The sequence below is a fragment of the Rhizobium viscosum genome, from assembly GCF_014873945.1.
Taxonomy (GTDB): Bacteria; Pseudomonadota; Alphaproteobacteria; order Rhizobiales; family Rhizobiaceae; genus Rhizobium; species Rhizobium viscosum.
In genome coordinates this window covers 222,453-246,155 of record NZ_JADBEC010000001.1, presented here as the reverse complement: position 1 = coordinate 246,155, position 23,703 = coordinate 222,453, and the positions used below count along the sequence as shown (strand labels likewise).

Below are 23,703 nucleotides of genomic sequence, written 5' to 3'. Positions count from 1 at the left end.
GACGCGTCGCATCAGACTTTTCAAGATGAGTGCCCTCCTGCTATTGGGAACGGCACTGGCAGCGGTGCCGTTGTTCTTCTGGGCCTTGCAACTGCGCGGACTTTAACGTCCCTGTTTACGGTCAGCGTCTGGCAAATTCTGCGGCGGCGTTCGCCGCGGTTCTTGCCTCCCGCCATTTGTTGAAGGCCCAGCCGGCGACCAGGCCGATTGCTGCGCCTGCGGCCTTGACGCCTGCATCGTGAAGGCGCGCATGCCGCGTCGGCGACAGGTACTGCAGATATTCGATGGCGAACGCACCGAAGATCAGCAGCACGGCGACCGTTTTCCATTGTTTCGGATAAGCAACAGCAAAAGCCAGCCCTGCTGTCAGGTAAGCCGCGGCACGGTCGATGTCAGGTGTTTCGATCGTGTGGGGTCGCAATTCGATCGGCGAAACTGTGACGAACAGGATGAAGGCGAAAAGAAGCCACGCCAGCGGCTTTGTGATCTTGGGTGTCATCTTGCCGTCATATTAGCAATTGCTGCGCGACATCAAGTTAAAAGCTCTCCACGTGACCTGGGTCTTGGACGCAATCTGAAGACGCGCTTAAAGAAGCCTTTCATCGAGCGAACCGCAAATGGCGCAAACGGGCTTCTTTCCACACGCGGCTTGTGTCATAGCGACGTCTGGATATTTGAAAATGGACGAACGCCCGTGACAAGACACGATGTCGAAGGCGCCGAAGAGGCAATGCGCAGCCTTTTCCCCGCCACGCCGCTGCAGCTCAATGATCACCTTTCCGCCCGCTATGGCGCCGATATCTGGCTGAAGCGCGAGGATCTTTCGCCTGTTCGCTCCTACAAGATCCGCGGCGCGTTCAATTTCTTCCGCAAGGCGATTGCCGAAGGTGCGGGCGGCAAGACTTTCGTCTGCGCGTCGGCCGGCAATCACGCGCAGGGCTTTGCTTTCGTCTGCCGCCATTTCGGCGTCCCGGGTGTCGTTTTCATGCCGGTCACCACGCCGCAGCAGAAGATCGACAAGACCCGCATGTTCGGCGCCGGCTTCATCACCATCGAGCTCATCGGGGATTTCTTCGACCAGTGCTATCAGGCGGCCCGCGATCACGTCGAAGCGATCGGCGGCGTCATGGTGCCGCCTTTCGATCATGTCGATATCATCGAGGGCCAGGCGACCGTTGCTGCAGAAATCATGCAGCAGCTTCCCGAAGGCACGGTGCCCGACATGGTTGTCCTGCCGGTCGGCGGCGGTGGCCTTGCCGCCGGCATCACCGGTTATCTCGACGGCATCGTTGCGAAATCCGATTTTATCTTTACCGAACCTGCCGGCGCCCCGAGCTTGCGCCGCAGCCTCGAAGCCGGGCAGGTGGTGACGCTTCCCAAGGTCGACAATTTCGTCGACGGCGCGGCCGTCGCCCGCATCGGTGACCTGAATTTCGCGGCCCTGAAGGACTTTTCGGTCGAACAGGTCAGGCTGATGCCGGAAAACGCCATCTGCGTCACCATCCAGGAGATGCTGAATGTCGAAGGCGTTGTGCTGGAGCCGGCCGGCGCCCTGTCGCTGACGGCGATCGCAGCCATGGATCGCGAGGCCATCAAGGGCAAGACGATCGTTGCCGTCGTCTCCGGCGGCAATTTCGATTTCGAGCGGCTGCCCGATGTCAAGGAAAGGGCCATGCGCTACGCCGGCCTGAAGAAATACTTCATCCTGCGCCTTGCCCAGCGCCCTGGCGCGCTCCGCGATTTCCTCAATCTTCTCGGGCCGCATGATGATATCGCCCGCTTCGAATACCTCAAGAAATCGGCGCGCAATTTCGGTTCGATCCTCATCGGCATCGAAACGACGGCGCCGGAGAATTTCGTGACGCTGGTCGCCAATTTCGAAAGCGCGGGCATGGGCTTTGAGGATATTACCGAAAACGAGATCCTCGCAAACCTGATCATTTGACTTTGCGTCCACTGCACTGCGTGCTAAAGGCGGATTATGGCTTCGTTCCTTTCAAACATCCTTTCGGTCTTCTCCGGCGGCGGCAAATCCTCGAGCGAGGCGGTTGCGGGTCCTTCCGGCGAGCCCCAGCTCTATGGCGATTGCACCATCTACGCAGAACCGCAGAAGGAAGGCGGCCAGTATCGTCTGGCCGGCCGCATCGAAAAGAAGGTCGGTGAGGACGTCCTCGTCCGCAAGTTCATCCGCGCTGATCTTTTTTCCTCGTCGGATGATGCGATCGAATGCACGGTGCGCAAGGCGCAGCAGATTATCGATCAGCACGGGTCCTCTCTTTTCAGTGATGGCGAAAAGCTTCGTCAGGTCTAAGGGCAAGCCTAGTCCGGGCTGAGATTTCCCGTTGTTTTTCAAAACTATGACAGCATTTCCGTGACGGAAACTGCTGCTTTGCTCACCTAATCTTAAAGGATTATGGTGAAGGTGGCTCTGCAGGTTTTGCAGGGCACCGCTTGTGTTAGAGCTTTCCGGACGACTGACCAGAAGATCCGCCGCGGCGGCTGCGGCTCTCGCGCGCGGCGGAGGACCGTGATAGTGCTTTTCAACTCCGCGCTCTTCATCTTCGAAGCCGTCGGCTATTTCGTGCTGATGGTCAGTCTCCTGCATTTTCGCCATCGCCTCGGATTGGGCGTCTTCCTGACGGCGCTCGGCGTCATGCATTTCATGGAGACCTATCTCGCTGCGGTCTTCTATGTTTCCCTGCCGTTCGGGAACGTCTCGCCGGGTTCTTCGATCTTCTTTTCCGGCAAGCTGATGATGATCCTCATGCTCTACTTGCAGGAGGATGCGGCGACCGTCCGCCAGCCGATTTATGGTCTGTTTCTCGGTAATCTCCTGACCGTCGCCATTGCCTGGGTACTGCAGCTTCACCAGCCGTTGGAATTGTCGCCTGGTCATCCGGCAGACGTCGATTTCCTGAAGGAAATGGGCTGGCTGATGGTGTGGGGAACGGCGATCCTCTACCTCGACTCGCTGGGCATCATTCTGCTCTACGAAAAGCTTGGCGATTTCATGCGCCGGCGCGTGGTGCTGCGTTTCATGATCTCGGGCCTTGTGGTTCTGACCTTTGACCAGATCCTCTTCTTCAGCGGCCTGCACTATTTCGTGGGTGTTCCGATGGCAGCCTTCTGGGCCGGATGGAAAGCCAAGATGCTGGCGGTCTGCCTCTATTCCCTGATGTTTGCCATCTACGAATACCGTATCCGCCGGGACGGCGTTGCCGCCTCGGCCCGCTCGATTAGTGATCTCTTCGGCGATCTGACATTCCGCGAGCGCTATAACGATCTCCTGGAACGCACCGGCCGCGATATGCTGACTGGCGTCTATGACCGCAGCCGTATGGAGCTGGAGGCGCCGCTGATGGTGCGCGAGGCGCTTCGGCAGGGCCAGCACGCGACCGTTCTCATCATCGATGCCGACCATTTCAAGGACGTCAATGACGGCTTCGGTCATCTGCAAGGCGACGAAGTTTTGAAGGCCATTGCCTCAAGGCTCGGAACGACGCTCCGCTCCAGCGACCGCATCTTCCGCTTCGGCGGCGAAGAGTTTGTCGCCGTTTGCCCCGGTACGAGCCATGAAGAGGCATTGCTGCTCGCCGAACGGCTTCGCTGGACGATTGTGACCAGCGTGAAGACGCCTGACGACGCGCCCATATCTGTAAGCATAGGTGTTGCAACCGCCGACGAAGATGGTGACAGCTTCACGACTGTGCTTTCGGCGGCAGACAGCCGCCTCTACGAGGCAAAGAAGAGCGGCCGTAACTGTGTCGTGGGCCGCTCCGGTGTCGTAAAAGTCAGCTAGATCAGGTCCGCTCAGGCGGCGCGGAAGATCTTGGCGCCGGAGGGAGCGCTCGTCATGCCGCCATCGACGGTAATCTCAATACCCGTGACATTGCTGGAATCATCAGAGGCAAGATAAAGCGCAGCCTTTGCGATCTCATCCGCCTCGCTCATGCGGCCGAGCGCGCTCATGCTCCCGAGCTTCTCTTCGAGTGCCGTCATCGCATCTTCCGTCTGCGCATAAGGCGACCAGATCGGCGTGCGCGTACCGCCCGGCGTTACCTGATTGACGCGGATGCCGCGTGGCGCAAGCTCGGAGGCGAGGTTGCGGGTCATGGAGCGCACGGCGCCCTTCGTGGCGGCGTAGGCCGACCAGCCCGGCGCGCCGAGAACGGCGTGGACGGAACCGTTGAGAATAACCGAAGCGCCATCATTCAGATGCGGCAGCGCGGACTGGACCGTGAAGAAGACCGAGGTCAGGTTGGTGTTGATGATCCTTTCGAACTGTTCCAGCGAGGTCTGGCCGAGCGGTGTCGCGCCGCCGATGCCGGCATTGGCAAAGACGATATCGAATTTGCCAACATCAGAAGCAGCTTCGGCGAAGACTTTCTCCGCAGCCGCAACGTCGGTGAGGTCGATCTTCAGCGCCAGCACATCACCGCCAAGCGCCTTCTTGGCCGCTGCGAGCGTTTCCGGGTTACGGCCGGTGATGATGACCTTCGCGCCTTCGGCAACGAAGACCTTGGCGGTGGCAAGCCCGATGCCGCTGTTGCCGCCAGTAATGAGCGCGACCTTGTTCTTGAGACGCATGGGAATGGCTCCTATTGGAAAATCTCTCGATCTGGATTATGATCGATATCCACAAAGATTATGATCGTAATCCACATATGTCAAGCCGGTCTATCGGGAGATTTTCAATGGGCCATTCACAGCTCGAAAAGCAGAAGACGCACGACAGGATCGTCGAAATTGCTTCCAGGCGTCTGCGGGAAAAGGGACTCGAGGGTATCGGCGTCGCCGAACTGATGAAGGAGGCCGGACTGACGGTCGGCGGCTTCTACAAGCATTTTGCATCACGCGATGACATGGTGGCGGAAGCCATGAAGCTGGCTTTCGGGTCCTGGGAAGCGAAAGTGCGCTCAGAGGGCAGGGCGCCGGCAGATATTCCGATGGCGGAATATTCCGCCAATTACCTGAGTGAGGTCCATCGCGATGACGTAAGCGGCGGCTGCCCTTTTGCCGCGCTGACCGCCGATCTTGCCCGCAGCGGCGAGAAATGCCGCTCGCTTGCCACCGAACAGCTGAAGACGAATCTCGCAAACATGACAGGCCGCATGAACGCGGCCGACGAGGCTGAAGCACGCCGCAAGGCAATCATCGTCTCGTGCCTGATGATGGGTGCGGTCGGCCTTGCACGCATTGCCGACGACGAAAAACTCTCTGAAGAAATCCTGGAAACAGTCCGGTCCTTCGTCGGTGGTTTTTCGGCAAAATGAAAGGGCCGGCTTGCGCCGGCCCCTCGAGTGGAACTTTTGAATTTACAGCTTAGGCAGCAAGAGCAAGCTCTTCGACCCGCGATTTGGCAGCGCCGATGGCCTTTTCGGCAGCTTCCGGGCCGAAGGCGAGGCCTTCGACATAGATGGTTTCAATGTCGGTAATGCCGAGGAAACCAAGAACCGACTTCAGATACGGGACGGCATGGTTCATGCCGGCAGCCGGACCCTGGGAATAGACGCCGCCCGAAGCGAGAACGACATAGACCTTCTTGCCGGTGGCGAGGCCAACCGGGCCGCTTTCGGTATACTTGAAGGTCAGGCCGGCACGGGCCACATTATCGATCCAGGTCTTCAGCGAAGAATAGATATTGAAGTTGATGAGGCCGGTGCCGATGACGATGCTGTCGGCTGCGAGCAGTTCGTTGACGAGCTCGTCGGAAGTCTTGACGGCAACAGCTTCCTCAGCCGTGCGGGCTTCCGGCGGCTTGCGGATGGCGGCGGTGAAGAGATCGTCAATGTGCGGCAGCGGATTTGCAGCAAGGTCGCGGCGAACGACGACGCTGCCGGGGTTCTGAGCCTTGAGCTTATCGGCGAGTTCAACAGCGATCGACGTGGAAAGGGACTCCGAACGCGGGCTGGACGTCAGAAGAAGAATGGAAGACATGGTTGAATTTCCTCTCGAATTGCGGTTCAGCAGCCGGTTGGGAGCGATGGGCCGCTGTGTTCGAGACAAGAAATAAGGCTGGCCCAGTATCGAAAAAACTGGGATAATGTCGATCAAAATTATCGATGGATTGGATGGACGATGCTTCCCAACCCGACACTGGATCAATTGCAGGTTTTCCTGACGGTCGCCGAAACCGGCAGCTTTTCGGCCGCCTCGCGCGTGCTGAACCGCGCACAGTCGGTGATCAGCTATACGATCGCCAATCTGGAAGCCCAGCTTGAAGTGCCGCTCTTCGAGCGCTCCGGCGCCCGCCAGCCGAAGCTGACGGATGCCGGCAAGGCGATGCTGGAAGATGCCCGTCGCATGCTGGCCGACCTCGAGGTTATGCGCGCTCGTGTGAAAAGCATCAAGCAGGGACTGGAGGCCGAGCTTTCTCTGGCGATCAGCGTCATGGTGCCTGCCAATGCCGTCATGATGGTGCTACGCGAATTTCGCGAAAAATTCCCAGGTGTTGCGCTGAACCTCAATGTCGGTGAGCTCGGCATGGTGATGGACATGGTGATGAACGACAAGGCCGATATCGGCATCGGCGGCGCGCTTGTGAGGCAAGAAGATTCGCTGATAGCCGAAAAGATCGGCTATTCTTTCATGGTTCCTGTCGTCGCGCCGGATCATCCGCTGGCGCGTATCGAGAGGCCCTTGACGCTAGCCGATGTGCGCGAAGAGATCCAGCTCGTGGTCTCCGATGCCTCCGGGCTTACTAAGGGGCGGGATTTCAATGTTCTGTCCTATAGGACATGGCGCGTCAGCGACATTGCGACCAAGCACCAGCTCATCAAGGGTGGTCTTGGCTGGGGTGGCTTGCCGGTCTCTCTGGTCGGTAACGACATCATGAAGGGCAATCTGGTCGCCATCAAGCTGGAGGCCTACGAGCAGGGCGAGTATCCGGTCTACGCTATGCACAAGGCCGCCAGCCCGCCGGGCCCTGCCGGCAGGTGGCTGGTCGAGGCTTTTCGCAGGCGGCTCGCCATGTGCCCGAGCCACGGAGAAATGGTCAGTATGCTCGGCATCGACGAACTGCATGCGATGCCGGAGGCTGCAGAGTAGCCGCAAGCTTGACGGGTTTCCGGCCTTTGCTATAACGGCGTCACGGTCTGCAGTTCACCGAGGCGTCGCCGTCCCCGCAAGGGAAGCTAAACCTGCTTCAGAAAGATCATCAGCACTTGTCCTGTGCCGAAGTCGAAAGCCGGCGACCACCGACACCTTTTTGAGGGAACGGCGCGTTGAGGATAAGACGTGACCAGATCTATCTTTCCAATGGAAATCGCCGATCTTTCGGCTTTTGCCAAATCTCTCCGCAAGCAGATCGAAGCGCTCGCTGACAAGCCGAGCCATGTCGAGATGCTCAATCTGCTAACCCGCGCGGCGGGGTATCGCAACTACCAGCATTTCCGCAGTGTTGCGGAGTCTGCCGAAGTCCTGAAGGACTGGAGCTTGAAGCTGGATCCCGAGCCGTTGCCGGACGAAGACCGCGTACTGAAGGCATCGCGCCATTTCGATGGCGACGGTCGACTGATCCGTTGGCCGGGCAGAAGGGGGCTGCAGGAGCTTTGCCTATGGTTCTTGTGGTCGAAAATACCAGCGGATGCGGAACTGACGGAGCGTGAAATCAGCGACTTGATAAGTCGCCTGCATCTCTTCGGCGATGCCGCACTGCTGCGCCGCGAGCTTTTCGACTTCGGGCTTGTCCACCGCACCCGCGATGGCAGGCAATATCGCCGGATCGAAAAGAAGCCGCCGGCTGAACTCGGGCTGCTTCTTCGTCGCATCGAAGCCGAGGCAGAAATTGCGTGAGCAAAAAAGGGCGCGGTTGAAGGAACCGCGCCCCTGCGGTTTTAGAGAACCAGCCTGAACTTCGCGAAGCCCTCGGCACCTTCGCCGGCATCCTCGATCTTCACGCTCTTGACGTCGGCGAGGTACTGTTTGGCTTTCGGGCCGCTTTCGAACACGACGGTCGTGCCGGGCAGGGGCTTGAAGGTCCAGTTGCCGTCGGCGGACGGGTTGATCGTGCCCTGATCATGGACATAGCGGACGATGACATCGCGGTTGGTATCCGGCGCCTGGAAGATCACCTTGTCGGAGGCGATGTCAGGGAAACTGCCACCGCCGCCAGCACGATAATTGTTGGAAACGACGACGAACTTCTGCGCCGGATCGATCGGTTTGCCCTCGAAGGCCAAGTTCTGGATTCGGTTGGAGTCCGGATTGACGGCCTTGCCCGACGAATCATATTTCGGCGGCTGCGACAAGTCGATCTGATAGGTCACGCCATCGATGACATCGAAATTGTAGGACGGGAAGTCGTTGTTGAGGAGAGCCGCATCCTTCGCGCCGGGCTCGATGTGATTGAACATGCCGGCGGACATTTCCAGCCAGTTCTTCACCTGCGCACCGGTGATGGCGACGGCCTGAACCGTATTCGGATAAAGGTAGAGGTCGGCGACATTCTTGATGGCGATATCGCCGGCCGGAACATCCGTATAATAGTCCGCACCGCCGCGGCCGCCGGCCTTGAAGGGGGCTGCAGCGGAGAGAACCGGCAAATCCTTGAACTGCGTATCGGCCAGCATCTGCTTGATATACCAGGTCTGAGCCTGCGAAACGATCTGTACGGAGGGATCGTCGGCGACCAGCGCAAAGTAGGAATAGAGCGGCGCGGAGGTCTTGCCGACAGGCGTGCGGACATAGGCAAGCGTTGCCTCATGCTCTGCCTTGGCGGCCTCGACCACTTCCTTCTTGTCAGCGACGTCGGCAACCACCTTCTTCTTGTCGTCGCGATGGTAGATCGGCCGTGCTTCGGAGGTGAAGGCGACGATTTTCCAGCTGTTGCCGTCCTTCTCCAGCAGCAGGTCGATCAGGCCGAGATGCGAACCCCAGAAGCCGGCCATGACGGCGGGCTTACCGTGCAGCGTGCCCTTGACCGGATCGGCATTGGCAATCCCATCCCAGGTTTTCGGGCCAGGGAAGACCAGATGCTGATGCCCGGTGAAGATCGCGTCGATACCCTCGACAGCCGCGAGATGCAGCGAGGCGTTTTCCATCTTCTCGGACGGGCCGGAACCGTCGATGCCGGAATGGGAGAGTGCGATGACGATATCGGCGCCGGCTTCCTTCATGGCCGGCACCCAGGCCTTGGCGGCCTGAACGATATCGCGCGTCTGCGCCTTTCCCTCGAGATTCTTGATGTCCCACAGCATGATCTGCGGCGGCACGAAACCGATGAAGCCGATCTTGACCGGGCTTTCATTGCCGGCACCGTCCTTGATCTGCTTTTCGACGATGATGTACGGCTTGAAGAACAGATCGTCCTGCTTCGGATCGGAGGCGAGCTGGCCCTTGGTCAGGTTGGCGCAGACGAAGGGGAAGTTCGCGCCGTTCAGCACCTTGAACATGAAGTCCAGGCCGTAGTTGAATTCGTGGTTCCCGAGTGTGCCGACCGTATAGCCAAGCGTGTTCATCGCCTTGATGACCGGATGCACGTCGCCATCCTTCATGCCGTGCTGGTAGGCCATGTAATCGCCCATCGGATTGCCCTGCAGCACGTCGCCATTGTCGATCAGCAGCGAGTTGACGGCTTCCGCGCGGATCGTGTCGATGATCGTTGCCGTGCGCGACAGGCCCATCGTGTCGTTCGGTTTGTCGGCATAATAGTCGTAGGGGAAAACGTTGACGTGAATGTCAGTCGTTTCCATCAGCCGCAGATGCGCCTGGTTGGCCGCAGCTCGCGCACTGAACGGGTGCAGCAGCACCAGAGCGGAAGTGGCGGCAAGACCGCCGAGCAGGGAACGACGGCTCATTGCAGGCACATCGAGAATGGAAGGCATGGAAACACTCCTTTTGACATCATGCATCACCCGGTTCGATGAACTTAGGATGATTGGCAAAGGAGTACATCGCGAAAATGACAGAATGGCAAAGACGATGCCGCCAAAGCGGCACCATCCTGGAAAGCTTTACCGAACGCGTGGCACTTCGCGATGGAAGAAGCGGAAATAGGAGGCAATGAGCGCGCGGGCATTGGAATTCACGTCGAACTGGATGCCGACGCGACCATTATGCGTCCAGCGGATGACGCCTTCGAGCAGGCCGAGATTTTCGGCTTCGATGCGGACCTTGCTGCCCGAGGCCGCATAAAGCGGCGCCTTGACTTCGAGTGCTGCACCCGTAGCGGAAATATCAAGGATGCGGGCATCTACCTGGTTATTTAGATAACGGATCTTGCCAAAAACGCGGCAGCTCCTGCGGTCGGCCTTGCGGGCCGTGATCTTGAGATTGCGTATCATGCCTATCCCCGTGACGAATTCGGGAGGAGCATAGGCAGGGAAGATTGAAATGCCTTTAGGCGCTTATTTAAAATTGCTGCGAAAGTCTCAATTCGGCACGACCGCTCGCCGCGCCACGACATGTTCGCGCCATACCGTGAAGATGCCGGCCGCGACCACGATGATCGAACCGACGATCATGTTCAGCGTCAGCTCCTCCCCGTAGATGAGCACGCCAAGGATCGAGGCGTAGACAAGCTGGATATAGGTAACCGGCTGGACAGCGGCCGCATCGAGACTGTCATAGGCGCGGATCAGGAAGTAGTGGCTCGATGTTCCGGTCAGGCAGACGGCCAGCATCCACATCCAGTCCCAGCCCTGAACCGACGTCCAGTAAAAAGGGCCTGCAAGCGTCATGACGAGAGCCCCGACGACGCCCGTATAGAAAAAGCTCGTCATCGCCGAATCCTGCCGGCTCACGTAGCGGGTGGCGATCACGTAAAGCGCGAAGTTGACGCACGAGACGACGGCAAGAAGCAGGTTCACGTCGAAGAACCCGCCCTCCGGCTTGAGGATGAGCAATACGCCGCAAAGTCCGGCGCCGATTGCCGTCCAGCGGCGCCAGCCAACCCTTTCGCCAAGCAGTGGAATGGCAAGCAGTGCGACGATGATGGGGGTAGCGGCAAAGATTGCCTGCGAATGCGCCAGCCCGATCAGCGCAAAACAGGTGATTGCCAGCACCACTTGCGCCGCAAGCAGAACACCGCGTGAGATCTGCAGAAAGGGATGTTTCGTGCGGGCGGTGGCGGCGATGCCACCGCGCATTTTCGCCGCCAGGACCACGGTGAACAGACCGAAGGCCCAATAGCGCACCATCGTCACGAAGATCGGCGAATAGGCTGAACCAAGATGCTTGGAGATCGCGTCCTGCGCTGAAAAGATCGTCAGTGCGAGGAGCAGGAAGATATAGCCGTGGGTCTTGGATTTCATGTCTTGCCGTTGAAGCGGAGACATCCGCAACGTCAAGCTAGGGCAGGATTCCAAGGGCTTTGCAAGGCCTCAAAGGCCGACATTCGGCCTGTCGATGATCTCGCGCAGCGCAAAGCTGGAATTGATCTTCACCACATGCGGCAGCGCCGAAAGCCAGTCTCTATGGATGCGCTCATAATCTTCCAGATCACGAGCGGCGACGCGCAGGATATAGTCGTATTCGCCGGACATCAGGTAGCAGACGAGCACGTTCGGACAGCGTTTCACTGCGGCCTCGAATTCCGACAGCGTTTTGGCGAACTGGCCGGATAGCGAGATGTGCACGATGGCGATCATCTTGTAATCGAGCGCCTTGTGCGAAAGCCTGGCATGATAGCCGCCGATGACACCGCTCTTTTCAAGAATATCGAGCCGCCGCGAACAGGCAGAAGGTGATAGTCCCACCTTGTCGGCGAGCTCCGCATTGGTGATACGGGCATTGATCTGCAGCGCCCTTAGAATCGCAAGATCGATACTATCGAGGTCAGACATTCGAAGAACCTTCGAAAAATGGACGGTTAACACAATAATCTTCGAAAATTTGCTGAAACGCAAATCCTCTTTGCAAGGACATTTCGTGGCTGTGGTGGTTGGATTTGAGGGTCAAGAAAACGCTCCGCGGAACGCGGACATAATGAGAGGAACGCGAATGCGTGTCGGCTGCCCGAAGGAAATCAAGAACCATGAATATCGCGTCGGTCTGACGCCGGCTTCGGTAAGAGAATATGTCGCCCACGGCCACGAGGTCTGGGTGGAGACGAAGGCGGGTGCCGGCATTGGTGCCGATGATGCCGCCTATGTGGCTGCTGGCGCGAAGATCGCCGCCTCAGCCAAGGATATCTTCGAAAAGTGCGACATGATCGTCAAGGTCAAGGAGCCCCAGCCGTCGGAATGGGCGCAGCTCCGCGACGGTCAGCTCCTTTACACCTATCTGCATCTTGCGCCCGATCCGGAACAGACCAAGGGTCTACTCGCCTCCGGCGTTACCGCAATCGCCTATGAGACGGTAACCGACGATCGCGGCGGTCTGCCGCTCCTGGCGCCGATGTCCGAAGTCGCAGGCCGTCTTTCCATCCAGGCTGGCGCAACCGCGCTGCAGAAGGCCAATGGCGGCCTCGGCATCCTGCTCGGCGGCGTGCCCGGCGTTCTCCCGGCCAAGGTTGCGATCATCGGCGGCGGCGTCGTCGGTCTGCACGCAGCCAAGATGGCTGCCGGTCTCGGTGCCGATGTCAGCATTCTCGACAAGTCGCTGCCGCGCCTGCGCCAGCTCGACGATATCTTCAGCGGTCGTATCCATACGCGCTATTCCAGCATTCAGGCGCTGGAAGAGGAAGTCTTCTCCGCCGATCTCGTCATTGGCGCGGTGCTGATCCCCGGTGCCGCCGCGCCGAAGCTTGTGACCCGCGAAATGCTCTCGGGCATGAAGAAAGGCTCCGTCATCGTCGACGTCGCCATCGACCAGGGCGGCTGCTTCGAAACCTCGCATGCAACGACCCATTCCGAGCCGACCTACGTCGTCGACGGCGTCGTGCATTATTGCGTCGCCAACATGCCGGGCGCCGTTCCCGTCACATCTGCCCACGCGCTGAACAATGCGACACTCGTCCACGGCCTTGCACTCGCCGACCGCGGCCTGCGCGCCATTGCCGAAGATAAGCATCTGCGCAACGGTTTGAACGTCCACAGGGGCCGCATCACCAACAAGCCGGTCGCCGACGCGCTTGGTTATGAAGCTGTCGCGCCGGAAAGCGCCCTGAACGTAGCGTAAACCAGTTGACTCTAGGTCAGATAAAGGCGCCGGTTTCCGCTAGGGCCGGCGCTTTTACTTTGTCGATCCGGCACTGATAGCAATTGTTGCGCGCCGAGCGCACATGCACATAGGCGACGCCGGGCCGCGCTAGCAGTTCGGTCGCATAAGTAGGGATCATCTCTATCGGCGTGACCGCGCCGGTGCCATAGACGATCCTGTCATTCTCGCCATAGCCGCGCACAATGAAATCAGGGCTTGTCGTCAGGACCGGAGGCAGAACCTCTTCGGCGGAATAGCGCTTGCAGGGCTGCTTGTGCACGAAGATCGGTCCGGTCTCGGCATAGGGCTGCAGTTCCGGAAAGGGCCGATAGGCGAAGACGAGCAGTTCTTCTCCGGCACCGATATTTCGCAAGCAGTGGCGGCAGGGATGGCCTGGACCATCGGATATCATCGTCTCAGGCAAATGATCATAGGCATCGCGGCCGCCGCTCCAGAGCGCTTCTGCATCTGTTGTCGGCATGGCGGAAAACTGAATGCTGGTCATGGCAAATCTCCTTGTGAGCTTTGCCATAGTTTCCGCGCTGACGCTCACCCAAGCCACCCGATTCTTGCTTCGAATAGCAGGCGGTGTGCAAACGCGATCAGCCTTTCCTGGCTATTTCCAGCAATTCCTTGTCACTCAATGGCCTGACGATCCCGGTGCCGGTGGAAACCGGCGAGAAACCGAACATCTGATAGAGCTGTAATGCCCGCGGATGGTCGAGATTATTGGTGGTCGTCGTGACCTTTGTCGGGTTCAGCGTCCAGATCGCGTAGAGCGCCTGGAGCAGGAACCATTTGCCGATGCCTAGGCCGAGTGCGTGTTCGAAGAGCCCGAAATGGGAAAGCTCAATCGTATCCTCGTCCTCGCAGAGATATTCAAAGAAGCCGGCAGGGGCGCCGTTGACGTAAAGCACGCTAATATTGTTGCGCTTGTCATGCAGCGTTGTTGTCAGTTCCTCGTCACTCATCCTTAGCCGGTCGACCCACTGCCAGCGCGCGCCAACCTGCCGGTAGAGATAGCGATAGAAGGCCAGGGGAATACCCGGCGCGCGCATGATTGCCGTCTGGATGTTGACCGGCACGGGCAGGCTTGCCTTCGGCGGAGCGACCATTTCCAGCCGCGTGATATGGGCCTTGAGCGAGGCGGGCGTCTTTCCCATGGCGTCAGGCTTTGACCGGTTCCGGTGGGCCGATGACGACGGGTGTGTCCTCGCGGCTGCCCCATTCGCTCCAGGAGCCGTCATAGAGCTTGTTGTCGGTATGGCCGAGCGATTCCAGCGCCAAAGTAATGATCGCGGCGGTAATGCCCGATCCGCAGGAGGTGACGACCGGCTTGGAAAGGTCGATGCCGGCATCCTCAATCGTTTGCTTCAGTTCCGGTAGCGATTTGAAACGGCCCTGATTGGCAAAGACGCCTGATGGCAGGCTGCGCGCGCCTGGCATATGGCCGGAACGCATGCCTGCGCGCGGTTCGGGCTCGGCGGCGGCGAAACGGCCGGCGCTGCGGGCATCGGCGATCTGCAGGGCGCTGCTCGCAACGATATCGCGCATCTGCTCAAGATGAACGACGCGGCTGGCATCGTAGTTCGTCTTGAACGTCGCCGGAGCATAGTGCGATACTTCGGCTTCGAGCGGTCGTCCTTCGGCTTTCCAGCCGTCCAATCCGCCATCGAGCACGAAGACGTTCTTTGCGCCCATCACCCGGAACAGCCACCAGACGCGCGGCGAGGCAAACATGCCGATGCCATCGTAGACGACGACGCGGTTGTTCTCGCTGATGCCTAGCTTGCCGACTTCAGCGGCGAAATAATCGGGAGAAGGAATCGTGTGCGGCAGGTTGGTCGAATGGTCGGCGATCTTGTCCTGGTCGAATCGGATGGCGCCTGGAATATGGCCGGCGGCATATTCCGCATTCGCATCGCGCTTTTGCGCCGGAAGATAGAAGGACGCGTCGAGCACGCGCAGGTCGGGTTTGCCGAGTTCAGCCTGCAGCCAGTCGGCCGAGACGACGAAACGGCTCTTGGTGTCGCTCATGATGATCTCCCCAAAATATCAGGCATCGTCGCCGGGCGTGCCGAAGCGAATGCGAAAGCGCCGGTTCTCTTTGCCCTTCTTCTCGATCTTGGCAATATGAATCTGGCCGACTTCCTGTGTTTCCGAAACATGCGTGCCGCCACAGGGCTGGCTGTCAACGGCAGAATTCTCCCCGATGCAGACGAGGCTGACGCGGCCAAGGCCAACAGGAGGACGCACATTCTTCGATTTGACGATGCCGGGGTTGGCGGCGAGTTCCTCATCCGTAATCCACTGAAGATAGACCGGATGGTTCTGATTGACGAGGTCCATCAGCTTGGCCGTCACCTCGTCCTTGTCGATCGTATCGATCATGTCGAAGTCGACGCGACTTTCATCCTCGCCGACCGCCGCCCCCGTGATCGGATAGGAGCAGACGACCGATAGAAGATGACAGGCCGTGTGCATGCGCATCAGTCTGTAGCGGCGCGGCCAGTCGATGTGCAGTACCAGCTTCTCGTTGATCTGAGGCCGCGCCTGGCCTTCCAGCGGCACGTGGATGACGATGTCCTTGGCTGCGCCGTGTTTTGCCTGGCCAAGCTCTATTTTGGAGCCGTCAGCCCGTTCGAAGAAGCCGGTATCGCCCGGCTGCCCGCCCGATGCCGCGTAAAAGCAGGTCTGATCCAGCTCGATACCCCCGTCCTCGTGAACGGCCGTGACGACCGCTTCGCATGTGGAAAGATAGAAGTCGTCACGGTAGAGGGCATTGACTGGCATGGAGGCTCACGCTGCGGGTTCGTAGGGTATTTTGATATCCGTCGAGCCGACCATCCATTGAGGAATGGGCAGGCCTTTCGATGAAAGGAAATCCGGATTGAAGAGCTTGGACTGATAGCGGTTGCCATAATCGCAGAGGATTGTCACGATCGTGTGGCCGGGGCCGAGATCCTTGGCGAGGCGAACCGCACCGGCAATGTTGATCGCCGTGGAGCCGCCAAGGCACAGACCCTCGCGCTCGACGAGATCGAAGAGGTAGGGAAGCGACTCGGCATCAGTGACGTGATAGGAGAAATCAGGCATGAAGCCTTCGAGGTTGGCGGTAATGCGCCCCTGGCCGATGCCTTCGGTGATCGACGAGCCCTCGGACTTCAACGTGCCGTTCGCGTAGAATTCGTAGAGCGCTGCACCCTCGGGATCGGCAATGCCGATCTTGATATCCTTGTTGAAGCCCTTGAGGCCTGTCGCAACGCCGGCAAGCGTGCCGCCCGAGCCGACCGAGCAGATGAAGCCATCGACCTTGCCGTCCGTATCTTTCCAGATCTCTGGCGCGGTGGTTTCGATATGCGCCTGGCGGTTGGCGACATTGTCGAACTGGTTCGCCCAGATCGCCCCGTTCGGCTCGCTCTTGGCAAGCTGTTCGGCCAGGCGGCCGGAAACCTTTACGTAATTGTTCGGGTTCTTGTAGGGAACCGCCGGAACTTCCACGAGCTCGGCCCCAAGCAGGCGCAGGGCATCCTTCTTTTCCTGGCTCTGGGTTTCCGGAATGACGATCACGGTGCGGTAGCCGAGCGCCTTGGCGACGACCGTCAGGCCGATGCCGGTATTGCCCGCCGTGCCTTCGACGATGACGCCGCCAGGCTTGAGCAGTCCCTTCTTCTCGGCGTCACGGATGATGTAGAGCGCCGCTCGGTCCTTCACCGACTGGCCGGGATTGAGAAACTCGGCCTTGCCGAGAATGGTGCAGCCGGTCGCCTCGGAAACACCCTTGAGCTTGATGAGGGGCGTGTTGCCGATAGCCTCGATTACGGAGGGGTGGAAGGTCATGGAATCTGCCTCGTTTACGCATAGTTTAGGAACGGTCTTTTCCCTTCACAAGGCGGCATTGGCAAGAAATCCTATTCCATGCCTTCTAAGCCCACGATAAAATTAGTCTTCCTTTTCCAGCCTTTCGCAGAGCCCAGGCAAGCAGTGATCCGAAGATTGACTTTCGGCGTATGGATGACGACAAAGCAAGCACGGGCGCAGGAACAAGGCGTGACCGAATCTGACATGGTTCACGAGCATATCGACACGATCGATGCATTGATGGCGCATTATGTCGCTGGTTCCCTTCCGGAGCCGGCCCGCGTGCTCGTGGAATCTCATCTCGAAATGAAGCCGGACAATCGCGGCCTGGTGGCTGACCTCGAACGGCTGGCTGGATACGCTCTGGAGAGCACGCCATCAAGCCCGATCAGCGACCGCGATGCGAAGCTTGCGGCAATCTTCGGCTCGAAGGCTCCTGCTGCCCCTCCGAAGCTCCCCTCACGTCCGCAGGGTGCTCTTTTCCCGCGCGCCTTGCGCAACCTCGTCGGTTTCGAAGCTGATGACGTGCCTTGGCGTAAGCGCCTTCCGGGCTTCAAGGAATATGCGACCGATATCGACGGCTGCGAGGTCAGCCTGATGTGGATACGGCCGGGTCGCGCACTGCCTGCCCATACGCATGCGGGCATGGAACTGATCCTCATCCTCGATGGCGCTTTTCGCGACGAGCGCGGCCGTTTCGGGCCGGGGGATATCTCGGTTGCGGATGCCACCGTCGACCATCGCCCCGTCGCCGAGAAGGACCGGCCCTGCATCGCCTTTGCCGTTTCAGACGGCCCGATCAAGCTCACCGGCTCCTTCCGGCAGATCATCGGCGACCTCATCGGCTGAAAGCAGCCACAATGCCGTGATAGAGCCATGATCCCGGGAGAGATGAGGAGCTTCCGGGCCTGTGTTCGTGTTCAAACCGGCAGACCGGAGGAAGTGTCATGCGTAATTTCATCGCCCATCCAGAACATGGTATCGTCTGGATTTCCGGTGCGAGTTCCGGAATAGGCCGAGCGCTGGCGCTGAAGCTCGCGGGCGAGGGATACAGGGTCGCCGTCACCGCCCGCAATCACGAAAAACTGGTGGAATTGCAGCTCGAGGCGGCCGGATTGCCCGGCAGCATCATCGTGCTCGACGGCGATGTGACCGATGCCGAAGACATGGAACATGTCATGGCCTCGATCGAATATGAGCACGGTGCGCTCGCCATGGCGATCCTCTGTGCTGGCGTCTATCGGCCCGTCCATGGCGAGGATCTGCACCGAGCCGATTTCGAGAAGACTTTTGCCGTCAACCTGTCAGGTGTGGTCAATTGCCTGCTGCCGGCGATCCGCCACATGAAGGCGAAGGGGCAGGGGCAGATTGCCATCGTTTCCTCGGTAACGGGCTACACGGGATTTCCGACCAGCGCCGCTTACGGCGCGACCAAGGCTGCCCTGATCAACATGGCCGAAAGCCTGAAATTCGATCTCGACAAGATCGGCATCCGCATCCAGCTTATCAATCCGGGCTTCGTCGATACGCCGGCAACGCGCAAGAATGCCTTTCACATGCCGGCACTGGTTTCGCCCGAGACGGCGGCGGAGCGCATTGCGGCGGGCCTTAAGTCACAGGCTTTCGAGATCACTTTCCCGAGGCGCTTCACCTATGTGCTGAAGTTCCTGCGGATCTTGCCTTACGGTCTCTATTTCGCACTGGTGAACCGCTTCACCGGTTGGGGCGAGCGGCCTGCCAACTCCAGTCACCGCCCGGTGACGCCGCATCCGGCCGAGTGATCAAGGTCGCGAAAAGACCACCTGCCGCACATCGATATTGCGGGCGCGAAAGCCTGCCTCGCAGTAGAAGAGGTAGAATTCCCAGAGCCGCTTGAACCGGTCGTCAAAACCCATCGGCCGCAGCCTGTGCCAGACGGACCAGAAGCGCTCGCGCCATTCTGCCAGCGTACGGGCATAGTCGAGGCCGAAGCCAAAGTCCCTGACCAGTGACAAGTCCATTTTCTTGCCGAGTTCTGCAAGGTGGTGGCGCGTCGGCAGCATGCCGCCGGGGAAGACATATTTCTGGATGAAGTCCGGATTGCTGCGATATTGCGCGAAGGCCTCGGGCCGGATGGTGATGATCTGCAGCCCAGCCTTGCCGCCCGGCTTCAGGCATTGTTTCAGCTTGGAGAAATAGGCCGGCCAGTATTTCTCACCAACAGCCTCGAACATCTCGATGGAAACGATGCGATCGTAGACCCCGGTCTCGTCGCGATAGTCCTGAAAGCGAAAATCGACCCTGTCGCTGAGCCCCGCCTTGCTGATGCGCGCTTGCGCGAAGGCAAGCTGCTCGCGGCTGATGGTCAGTCCCGTTACCCGGCAATTCAACTCGCCTGCCGCAAATTCTGCAAAGCCACCCCAGCCGCAGCCGATTTCCAGCACATGATCGCCGGGCTTGATGCCGGTCGCTTCGGCGAGCGCCCGATATTTTGCGTTCTGTGCCGATTGCAGGTCATTGGCGCCGGTCGAATAGAGCGCCGAGGAATAGGTCATGCTCGGATCGAGCCATTGCCTGTAAAAGTCGTTGCCGAGGTCGTAATGGGCCGAGATATTGCGCTTGGACCCCGTCTTGGTGTTGGCGTTCATCCAATGGCGGATGCGCTCGACGAAGCGGCCGACACCGCCCTTGCCGTGAGCATAGCTGTGTGCGGCCTCGCCGTTGACGAGGAACAACTCGAGGAAGGCGGTGATATCGGGGCTGTCCCAATCGCCGTCCATGTAGGTCTCGGCCACCCCGATCGTGCCGCTGGTCAGCGCACGGCCGGCAAGGTTCCAGTTTCGAAGCGTCAACGCGGCATCAGGTCCGGCAGCCTTACCCTTGATGAATACGTTGCGCCCGTCGGGCAGGGTGACGGCAAGGGAACCGCGCTGCATGCGCATCAGGCCGCGCAGCGCGAGCTTCGCTTTAAAGGGCAAGCCTTTGACAATCCGTGAAATATTTTCCGCCGTCAGCGTCACCGCGTCGCGGGCAGATTGGTTCAAATCCTGTCCATTGCTCACCGTCCATCCTCCCGTATTTTTAGGCCGGTCAGGACAATGCTTGCGCCTCTCCTCCGGCGATTGCAGCAAACGCTAGATTCATTCGGCAGCTTCCGCAAGCCGGCTTGCCGGCTTCACGCTGACAGGTGGGGGAGGTGGTGGCCGGCGAACGTAAATGGCGCCTTTGAGCCAGAGTTTCAGGGCCTCCCAGTGAATCCCCGTCATGATCTTGACAGTCAGCAAGGGAATGGCTGCGAGAAGATAACAGAGCGTCCGGCCAGTCAGCGGCTTTTTCCGGCCGGCGAACGTTGCGGCAAGAAGCGGTCCTTCCGCATCGGTTTCCAGGATGCGCCAGCGGATTTCCTGGCCGGGCGGCAGCATGCGGAAATGATAGCGCATGCCGATACCAATGAAGGGAGAGACGTAAAAGAGCTTGTCGCAGGTCTGGCGAAGACCGCTTTCGAAAATTTCATCATCCTCGACAGGGCAGACATAACTATGCCGCTCGCCGAATGTGTTGCGCACCTCGTAGATCAGCGCAAGCAAGGCATCCCTGTCGTCATAGGCATAATAGACCGAAAGCGGATTGAAGACGTAGCCGAAGATCCGCGGATAACAGACGAGCAGGATTTTGGCAGGTCGCCCGACACAGGCGTCCGCAAGCAGGCGATCGGCATAGGAGCGCAGCTTCCCACCTGCTACATGGTCCTCTTCATGGAACGAGACGAGATTGCTTCGGTTGACCGAAAACAGCACCGACTGGCCGCCAGCTTCTTCCAACCGGTCGAGATCGATAGAGAGCGAAAAGACTCGATACTGGAAGCGATGGCCGAACGGTTTCATGCGCTGATGCATGACATTACCAGCATAAAGCACCGCCGCCGCATCCGGTGGAGGACCGTTTCGCGTCACACTGACGCCATACCTCGATGCGTGGAGGCTTCTGCGGGACGCCGTCATGCTATCACTTCCAGTATGGTTTCACGGGAGGAGGGCCGGGCGGTCCGCCAGGGTGTGATCCCGCCCAGCGCCTCGGCCGCCGCAAGACCGGAGACGAGTCCATCCTCGTGGAATCCATATCCGGTCCAGGCGCCCGCGAAATAGCAATTGTTTCTTCCCTGAATGGCAACGAGCGCGCGCTGCGCGGCCATCGCTTCCGCGGAAAACTGCGGATGTTCGTAAGTGAATTCGGCAAAGACCTTGCGGCTCTCCGGTTCGCGGTCCGGGTTGAGCGTGACGAACAGCGGAAAATTCGGGTCTATGCCTTGCAGCCTGTTCATCCAGTAGGTCACGGCCACACCGGCTCTGCCGTCGGAATGGCTCGAACGCAGGTAGTTCCAGGAGGCCCATAGCTTGTGTCGCGTCGGCATCAGGCTCGCGTCGCGGTACAGGATAACGCGGTTGGATTGATAGGGGATAGCTGTGAGCAAGCGCTTTTCCTGATCCGTTGCATCGATCAGCAACCGAGCCGTCTGATCGCTGTGGCAGGCGAAGATCACCTTGTCGAAGAAGGCCTCACCGCCGGTTTCGTCGATCAGGGTGACACCCTTGTCGCCGCGGATCACCCCACGCACGCCACGGCCGAGCCTCACTTTGTCGCCGAGCGGTGACAGAAGCCCTTTCAGATAGTTGCGGCTGCCGCCGGTGACGGTACGCCACTGATGCTGACGGCGATAGATAAGCCGGTGATTGTCGAAGAAATTGACGAAATGCTCGGCGGGAAATTGCAGCATCCGCGCCGATGGCGTCGACCAGATCGCCGCCGCCATCGGCACCAGATAGTTGTTGGTGAAACCAGGCGAGAAGCCGCGCCAGTCGAGATAGTCGCCGATCGAGCGCGAGGCCAGATGCCCGGCTGCCCGATCTTCCAGGCAGGTCCGGTTGAAGCGGAGGATCTCGCGGATCATCCAGAGGAAAGAGGGGTTCAGCAGATTGCGCTTCTGCGCGAATATCGACGACAGCCCGCCGCCGCTCCACTCCAGCCTGCCCTGATCCAGCGACAGCGAAAAACTCATGTCGCTGGCATGCGTGGCGACGCCGAGCTCCGCAAAGAGCGCGGTGAGATTGGGATAATTGTGTTCGTTGTAGACGATGAAGCCGGTATCGACCGGAATGTTCAGCCCGTCATAGTCGACATCGACCGTTGCCGTATGGCCGCCCGGCCGGGCATCTTTCTCGTAGAGCGTTACGTCATGGACAGGATTGAGCGCCCAGGCGGCCGATGCACCGGATATGCCCGACCCGATGACGGCGACTCTGAGGCGGCGTAGCAGCGAAGGAACATGCGCGTTCATGCTGCGTCCTTTATGGCATTATAGACCCTCAGCGCCCGACGACGTGCCGTGGCGTGATCGACTATGGGTTCCGGATAGGTTTCACCAAGCGTGATCCCGGCATTTTCCAGAACGCTCTTCGGGGCGTCGAACGGCCGATGGATATATTTGTCGTCGAGCTTTTCGAGCTCCGGCACGAACTGCCTGATATAGTCGCCACCAGCATCGAACTTTTCGCCCTGCAGAACCGGATTGAAGATCCGGAAGAAGGGAGAAGCATCGGCGCCTGAACCTGCCACCCACTGCCAACTGGCCGCATTATTGGCATGGTCCGCGTCGACGAGCGTGTCGCGGAACCAGGCCTCGCCTCGGCGCCAGTCGACCAGCAGGTCCTTGACGAGAAACGAGGCCGTTATCATCCGCACACGGTTGTGCATCCAGCCATGGCGCCAGAGCTGGCGCATGCCTGCGTCGACGATGGGATAGCCGGTCTGGCCGTTGCACCAGGCATGGAATCCATCTTCATCCTCCCGCCAGCCGAAGCCGTCGAAACTGTCGTTCCAATTGTCTCTGGCCAGTTCCGGAAAATGGAAGAGCAGGTGATAGGAAAATTCTCGCCACGCCAGTTCCTTGCGGAAGCCTACGATATTGTCGGATGGGATGCTGCGGGAAAGGCCTTTTGTCGCTTCCCAGATGCGTGCCGGCGAAATCTCGCCGAACGCCAGATGCGGAGAGAGCAGGGAGGTCGCTGCCTTTCCGGGGAAATCCCGATCGGCAGAATAGTCTTGAAGTCTGTTTTCGATGAAATCCTGGAGCTTTTCATGGGCCGCCGCTTCGCCTGGCGTCCACATGTCGGGGAAGGATTTCGCCCAGTTCGGCTTGTTTGGCAGAAGCTTCCAGGAGGCGAGCGTTTCAGACGCAGGAAACTGCTTGGGGAAGCGCAAGTGCCGGGGCGTATCGACGGTTTCCGGCTCTCCGCTTTCTTCGAGCGCTCGCCAGAACGGCGTATAGACGCGATAGGGCGTGCCGTCTGATGTCTTGAGTTTCGTCGGCTCATGCAGGAGTTGGCCGGCGAAGCTGCGCACCTCCATCGCCTGCTTTTCCAGTCCATGCTTGAGGTGCATGTCGATTGCTGTGCCCGGCGGATCGTAGCGGCGGTTCCAGAATACCGCCTCCGCACCGCTTCGCTTGATGATGTCGCCCAGCACATTTCGGGCATGACCGCTGGCTAATACGAGCTTGCCGTCGTGTTTTCTGAGGGCTGTATCGAGCGCATGCAGCGAATGATGCAGCCACCAGGCCTGAGCTGCCCCGAGCGGCCCGGTGCCGTCTTCGCCAGGTTCTTGGATATAAAGCGGAATGACCGGCCGCCCCGATGCGCATGCCGCATGCAGGGCCTTGTTATCGTCAAGGCGCAGATCCTTGCGAAACCAGACGATTACCGGTCTTGCAACAGTCTCCCGTGCCAA

The 23,703-nt window shown here is 59.4% G+C and carries 24 protein-coding genes and 1 pseudogene; 9 read left to right on the top strand and 16 right to left on the bottom strand.

Features of this window, described 5'->3' with window-relative positions; all coding sequences use genetic code 11:
* Positions 1 to 121 precede the first annotated feature (121 nt).
* Positions 122 to 499: a VanZ family protein gene (locus H4W29_RS01265; protein WP_192727340.1), complete on the bottom strand. Its 378-nt coding sequence runs from the start codon at positions 497 to 499 to the stop codon at positions 122 to 124.
* Positions 500 to 694: 195 nt separating this feature from the next.
* Between H4W29_RS01265 and ilvA the strand changes: the two genes are divergently transcribed.
* The 3 genes from ilvA to H4W29_RS01250 all read left to right on the top strand — a co-directional run bounded on the left by ilvA (position 695) and on the right by H4W29_RS01250 (position 3,799).
* Positions 695 to 1,945, top strand: a complete 1,251-nt coding sequence (gene ilvA / locus H4W29_RS01260) for a threonine ammonia-lyase (protein ID WP_183822070.1) — start codon at positions 695 to 697, stop codon at positions 1,943 to 1,945.
* 36 nt (positions 1,946 to 1,981) lie between these two features.
* The gene (locus H4W29_RS01255) at positions 1,982 to 2,311 is read left to right on the top strand and encodes an HlyU family transcriptional regulator (protein ID WP_192727339.1); all 330 of its coding nucleotides are present in this window, start codon (positions 1,982 to 1,984) and stop codon (positions 2,309 to 2,311) included.
* Positions 2,312 to 2,587: 276 nt separating this feature from the next.
* Positions 2,588 to 3,799 carry a GGDEF domain-containing protein gene (locus H4W29_RS01250; RefSeq protein WP_192730645.1) on the top strand — a complete coding sequence of 404 codons (1,212 nt, stop codon included), beginning with the start codon at positions 2,588 to 2,590 and terminating at the stop codon, positions 3,797 to 3,799.
* A gap of 11 nt (positions 3,800 to 3,810) precedes the next feature.
* Here H4W29_RS01250 and H4W29_RS01245 read toward each other — a convergent pair whose 3' ends face one another.
* On the bottom strand, positions 3,811 to 4,587 hold the full coding sequence (locus H4W29_RS01245; RefSeq protein ID WP_192727338.1) for an SDR family oxidoreductase: 777 nt from the start codon (positions 4,585 to 4,587) through the stop codon (positions 3,811 to 3,813).
* A 107-nt stretch (positions 4,588 to 4,694) separates the two neighbouring features.
* On the opposite strand from H4W29_RS01245, the gene H4W29_RS01240 reads away from it, so the two are divergent.
* Positions 4,695 to 5,273: a TetR/AcrR family transcriptional regulator gene (locus H4W29_RS01240; RefSeq protein ID WP_192727337.1), complete on the top strand. Its 579-nt coding sequence runs from the start codon at positions 4,695 to 4,697 to the stop codon at positions 5,271 to 5,273.
* Between the two features lie 49 nt (positions 5,274 to 5,322).
* Here the strand turns inward: H4W29_RS01240 and H4W29_RS01235 are convergent, their stop codons facing one another.
* Positions 5,323 to 5,937, bottom strand: coding sequence for an FMN-dependent NADH-azoreductase (locus H4W29_RS01235; protein WP_192727336.1), 615 nt, complete (start codon positions 5,935 to 5,937; stop codon positions 5,323 to 5,325).
* Positions 5,938 to 6,078: 141 nt separating this feature from the next.
* Here H4W29_RS01235 and H4W29_RS01230 point away from each other — a divergent pair, with 141 nt between their 5' ends.
* Together H4W29_RS01230 and H4W29_RS01225 are read left to right on the top strand one after the other, a co-directional pair.
* Positions 6,079 to 7,047: a LysR family transcriptional regulator gene (locus H4W29_RS01230; RefSeq protein ID WP_192727335.1), complete on the top strand. Its 969-nt coding sequence runs from the start codon at positions 6,079 to 6,081 to the stop codon at positions 7,045 to 7,047.
* Positions 7,048 to 7,236: 189 nt separating this feature from the next.
* Entirely contained in the window at positions 7,237 to 7,794 is a 558-nt protein-coding gene (locus tag H4W29_RS01225; RefSeq protein ID WP_192727334.1) for a DUF2087 domain-containing protein, read from the top strand.
* A gap of 41 nt (positions 7,795 to 7,835) precedes the next feature.
* Here H4W29_RS01225 and H4W29_RS01220 read toward each other — a convergent pair whose 3' ends face one another.
* From H4W29_RS01220 to H4W29_RS01205, 4 genes and pseudogenes are all read right to left on the bottom strand, one after another.
* On the bottom strand, positions 7,836 to 9,824 hold the full coding sequence (locus H4W29_RS01220; protein WP_192727333.1) for a bifunctional 2',3'-cyclic-nucleotide 2'-phosphodiesterase/3'-nucleotidase: 1,989 nt from the start codon (positions 9,822 to 9,824) through the stop codon (positions 7,836 to 7,838).
* Positions 9,825 to 9,968: 144 nt separating this feature from the next.
* Positions 9,969 to 10,283 (bottom strand): annotated as a pseudogene (locus H4W29_RS01215) (PilZ domain-containing protein); the annotation flags it as partial.
* A gap of 87 nt (positions 10,284 to 10,370) precedes the next feature.
* A complete protein-coding gene (locus tag H4W29_RS01210) occupies positions 10,371 to 11,252 on the bottom strand; it encodes a DMT family transporter (RefSeq protein ID WP_192727332.1) in 882 nt (293 codons plus the stop codon).
* Between the two features lie 69 nt (positions 11,253 to 11,321).
* Entirely contained in the window at positions 11,322 to 11,783 is a 462-nt protein-coding gene (locus H4W29_RS01205; protein WP_007813006.1) for an Lrp/AsnC family transcriptional regulator, read from the bottom strand.
* A 157-nt stretch (positions 11,784 to 11,940) separates the two neighbouring features.
* Here H4W29_RS01205 and ald point away from each other — a divergent pair, with 157 nt between their 5' ends.
* Positions 11,941 to 13,059 carry an alanine dehydrogenase gene (gene ald, locus H4W29_RS01200; protein ID WP_192727331.1) on the top strand — a complete coding sequence of 373 codons (1,119 nt, stop codon included), beginning with the start codon at positions 11,941 to 11,943 and terminating at the stop codon, positions 13,057 to 13,059.
* 16 nt (positions 13,060 to 13,075) lie between these two features.
* On the opposite strand, the gene H4W29_RS01195 is transcribed toward ald, so the two are convergent.
* From H4W29_RS01195 to H4W29_RS01175, 5 genes are all read right to left on the bottom strand, one after another.
* Positions 13,076 to 13,585, bottom strand: coding sequence for a DUF1203 domain-containing protein (locus tag H4W29_RS01195; RefSeq protein WP_192727330.1), 510 nt, complete (start codon positions 13,583 to 13,585; stop codon positions 13,076 to 13,078).
* Between the two features lie 97 nt (positions 13,586 to 13,682).
* Positions 13,683 to 14,243 carry a GNAT family N-acetyltransferase gene (locus H4W29_RS01190; RefSeq protein WP_192727329.1) on the bottom strand — a complete coding sequence of 187 codons (561 nt, stop codon included), beginning with the start codon at positions 14,241 to 14,243 and terminating at the stop codon, positions 13,683 to 13,685.
* 4 nt (positions 14,244 to 14,247) lie between these two features.
* Positions 14,248 to 15,117, bottom strand: coding sequence for a 3-mercaptopyruvate sulfurtransferase (gene sseA / locus H4W29_RS01185; protein ID WP_192727328.1), 870 nt, complete (start codon positions 15,115 to 15,117; stop codon positions 14,248 to 14,250).
* An 18-nt stretch (positions 15,118 to 15,135) separates the two neighbouring features.
* Entirely contained in the window at positions 15,136 to 15,873 is a 738-nt protein-coding gene (locus tag H4W29_RS01180) for an alanyl-tRNA editing protein (RefSeq protein WP_192727327.1), read from the bottom strand.
* Positions 15,874 to 15,879: 6 nt separating this feature from the next.
* Positions 15,880 to 16,920 carry a cysteine synthase A gene (locus H4W29_RS01175; RefSeq protein WP_192727326.1) on the bottom strand — a complete coding sequence of 347 codons (1,041 nt, stop codon included), beginning with the start codon at positions 16,918 to 16,920 and terminating at the stop codon, positions 15,880 to 15,882.
* A 210-nt stretch (positions 16,921 to 17,130) separates the two neighbouring features.
* Here H4W29_RS01175 and H4W29_RS01170 point away from each other — a divergent pair, with 210 nt between their 5' ends.
* Positions 17,131 to 17,790, top strand: a complete 660-nt coding sequence (locus H4W29_RS01170) for a ChrR family anti-sigma-E factor (protein WP_192727325.1) — start codon at positions 17,131 to 17,133, stop codon at positions 17,788 to 17,790.
* A 98-nt stretch (positions 17,791 to 17,888) separates the two neighbouring features.
* Positions 17,889 to 18,722 (top strand): SDR family NAD(P)-dependent oxidoreductase, encoded by an 834-nt coding sequence (locus H4W29_RS01165; protein ID WP_192727324.1) that lies wholly within the window; start codon positions 17,889 to 17,891, stop codon positions 18,720 to 18,722.
* On the opposite strand, the gene H4W29_RS01160 is transcribed toward H4W29_RS01165, so the two are convergent.
* The 4 genes from H4W29_RS01160 to H4W29_RS01145 all read right to left on the bottom strand — a co-directional run bounded on the left by H4W29_RS01160 (position 18,723) and on the right by H4W29_RS01145 (position 23,703).
* Entirely contained in the window at positions 18,723 to 19,982 is a 1,260-nt protein-coding gene (locus H4W29_RS01160) for an SAM-dependent methyltransferase (protein ID WP_192727323.1), read from the bottom strand.
* A gap of 78 nt (positions 19,983 to 20,060) precedes the next feature.
* Positions 20,061 to 20,921 (bottom strand): DUF1365 domain-containing protein, encoded by an 861-nt coding sequence (locus H4W29_RS01155; protein WP_192727322.1) that lies wholly within the window; start codon positions 20,919 to 20,921, stop codon positions 20,061 to 20,063.
* Positions 20,918 to 22,255 carry an NAD(P)/FAD-dependent oxidoreductase gene (locus H4W29_RS01150; protein ID WP_192727321.1) on the bottom strand — a complete coding sequence of 446 codons (1,338 nt, stop codon included), beginning with the start codon at positions 22,253 to 22,255 and terminating at the stop codon, positions 20,918 to 20,920. The genes H4W29_RS01155 and H4W29_RS01150 overlap by 4 nt, the downstream gene beginning before the upstream one ends.
* Complete coding sequence (locus tag H4W29_RS01145) at positions 22,252 to 23,703, bottom strand: cryptochrome/photolyase family protein (RefSeq protein ID WP_192727320.1); 1,452 nt, start codon at positions 23,701 to 23,703, stop codon at positions 22,252 to 22,254. The genes H4W29_RS01150 and H4W29_RS01145 overlap by 4 nt, the downstream gene beginning before the upstream one ends.